Source organism: Alphaproteobacteria bacterium (assembly GCA_035625915.1).
Classification (GTDB): domain Bacteria; phylum Pseudomonadota; class Alphaproteobacteria; order JACZXZ01; family JACZXZ01; genus DATDHA01.
This window is the reverse complement of record DASPOR010000077.1, coordinates 1-2,177: the sequence shown is the minus strand read 5'-3', so window position 1 is coordinate 2,177 and position 2,177 is coordinate 1. Positions and strand designations below refer to the sequence as shown.

Sequence of the window (2,177 nt, the reverse complement as noted above, 5' to 3'; positions counted from 1 at the left end):
GTCGAAGATCACGGGCCGCTTGACCGCGATCATCTCACGGATGGCGTCGTCGAGCTCGGACGGCTTCTCTGCGCGAATGCCCACGGCCTGATAGGCTTCGGCGAGCTTCACGAAATCGGGTAACGCCGCGGTGTAAGAGTGCGAGTAGCGGGCGCCATGCAGGAGCTCCTGCCACTGGCGCACCATGCCCATATATTCATTGTTCAAAATGAAGATCTTGATTGGCAGGTCGTACTGCGCCGCCGTCGACATCTCCTGCATAGTCATCAGCACCGAGGCCTCGCCAGCAATATCGATGACGAGCGAGTTCGGGTGCGCCACTTGCACGCCGACGGCGGACGGCAGGCCGTAGCCCATCGTGCCAAGACCGCCAGACGTCATCCAGCGATTCGGATCCTCGAATTTGAAGAACTGCGCAGCCCACATCTGGTGCTGGCCGACCTCCGTGGTGATGTAGGTGTCATAGCCGCGGGTCAGCGCGTAGAGCCGCTCGATAGCGTATTGCGGCATGATCACGTCGTCGCGCTTGCGGTAATACAGAGATTTCCGCCTGCGCCAGCGGTCGATCTCGGCCCACCACGTCTTGAGTGCCGCCTTGTCGATCTTGGGCTTCTTCGCTTTCCAGCCCTCGATCATCTGCTCAAGCACGCGGGCGCAGTCGCCTACGATCGGCAGGTCGACCTTGACGTTCTTGTTGATCGAGGAGCGGTCGATATCGACATGGATCTTCTTCGAGCCCGGCGAGAAGGCATCGAGTCTACCGGTGATGCGGTCGTCGAAGCGCGCGCCGATACAGATCATCACGTCGCAATCGTGCATGGCGTTGTTTGCCTCGTAGGTCCCATGCATACCGAGCATGCCGAGCCACTGCTTGTCGGAGGCTGGATAGGCGCCGAGCCCCATTAAGGTCGAGGTAATGGGATAGCCAGTCATGCGCACAAGTTCGCGCAAGCGCTCGCTCGCCCGCGGCCCGGAATTGATGATGCCGCCGCCCGTATAGAAGATCGGGCGCTTGGCGTTGGTCAAGAGATCGATCGCGGCCGCAACCGCGTGCTCTTCGCCCTCGATCTGCGGGCGATAGCTCTTATGCTGGGAACTTGTGAGGCCGGTGTAGATGCCCTTGGCGAATTGGATATCCTTAGGAATGTCGACGACCACCGGCCCGGGGCGGCCAGTGCGTGCAACGTAAAAGGCCTCATGCAGAACGCGGCTCAGAGTGTTCACGTCCTTCACAAGATAATTGTGCTTGGTGCAGGGCCGGGTGATGCCAACGGTGTCGCATTCCTGGAAGGCATCGCAGCCGATCAGATGGGTCGGCACCTGGCCGGTGATGCAGACGATGGGGATGGAATCCATCAGCGCGTCAGTCAGGCCCGTGACAGCGTTGGTAGCGCCGGGCCCCGAGGTGACGAGCACGCAACCGACCTTGCCGGTCGAGCGCGCATAGCCTTCCGCAGCGTGGACCGCGCCTTGCTCGTGGCGAACGAGAATGTGCTTCAGCTGATCCTGCTTGAACAACTCGTCATAGATCGGGAGCACGGCGCCGCCCGGATATCCGAAAATGTGGTCGACGCCTTGGTCGGCCAGAACTTGCAGCACCATCTCGGCGCCCGTCATTGCACGCGACATTCGCTACATCTCACAGTCTCGCTTGGCGAACCCGCATCTACTTTCTCGGGGAAGGCCCAATGCGGGCGCGACCCTACGGCTTCGAAGTCCGAGGGTCAACGCCAAATGCAAACTAATGAAAATATTTCTGCCAACTCTCTTTCCGAAAATTACTGTCTCTATCGTTATGCGAAATTTTATTTCCTTAGCCTATTAGGCCCTTTCCATCGGCCTGAACAGGATTACGTCCCACGCCACCTACATTCGATTGCATTGCGCCGATGGTGCTTCGGCGCGGCCCTTTACGGCGTTAACCCTCAGCCTCTACAGTTTTCTCCCATCCTCTTTCATTCATTGAATGGCGCGGGTCCTTAGCAATACTCCTGCTGAAAACGGCACTGAGAGCGAGACAGAGCGGCATCCGTTCTGGCCGCTCCCGTTTGGCTGCATGGGCGCTGTTCAGCGGGACAGTGCTCGGCGTGCTGTCGAAGATCCTTTGGGCCCTCATCCTCGGCGTTACCGCCACAATGTGCTCTTCTAAGGCGGCACATTGTCCCTGATGGCGCTTG

General features: G+C 59.3%; 1 protein-coding gene. It reads right to left on the bottom strand.

The window, feature by feature from the left end; all coding sequences use genetic code 11:
- Positions 1-1,629 (bottom strand): acetolactate synthase 3 large subunit (locus VEJ16_06410; GenBank protein ID HYB09282.1); only part of this gene is annotated, 1,629 nt, incomplete at its 3' end.
- Positions 1,630-2,177 lie beyond the last annotated feature (548 nt).